This window comes from Pseudomonas sp. EL_65y_Pfl2_R96, from assembly GCF_963970905.1.
Classification (GTDB): domain Bacteria; phylum Pseudomonadota; class Gammaproteobacteria; order Pseudomonadales; family Pseudomonadaceae; genus Aquipseudomonas.
This window is the reverse complement of record NZ_CAXAQH010000297.1, coordinates 1-472: the sequence shown is the minus strand read 5'-3', so window position 1 is coordinate 472 and position 472 is coordinate 1. Positions and strand designations below refer to the sequence as shown.

Below are 472 nucleotides of genomic sequence, written 5' to 3'. Positions count from 1 at the left end.
ACCGACGCGACAGGTCCTGATCCATATCTTTCCGCGTGGGGCGGTCGCGTCCATCGCATGGCGGCTTGTGTCATGTTGTGACCGGACGGCAGCTACGGGATGGACGGGACATCACATCATGCGCATCTGTATTTTCGGCGCGGGCGCCGTCGGCAGCCACATCGCGGTGCGGCTGGCACGCGCCGGGCACGAGGTCTCCTGCGTGATGCGCGGCGCGCATCTCGAGGCGGTTCACGCCCATGGCCTCAAACTGCGCGTCGGCGAATCCGAGGTCGCGGCCAAGGTGAACGCGACCGGCGACCCGGCGCAGCTCGGCCCGCAGGACCTCGTGATTTCGACATTGAAGGCGACCGCCCTGAACGGCCTCGTCTCCGGCATCAAGCCGCTGCTCGGCGCCGACACCGCGATCGTATTCGCGCAGAACGGCATTCCCTGGTGGTACGGGATCGGCCTGCCGCCGCGTCACTTCGCG

1 protein-coding gene is annotated in these 472 nt (G+C 67.6%); it reads left to right on the top strand.

Going from position 1 to position 472, the window contains the following annotated elements:
- Positions 1 to 118 precede the first annotated feature (118 nt).
- A partial coding sequence (locus AACY49_RS30725; RefSeq protein WP_339528056.1) for a 2-dehydropantoate 2-reductase N-terminal domain-containing protein occupies positions 119 to 472 on the top strand: 354 nt, incomplete at its 3' end.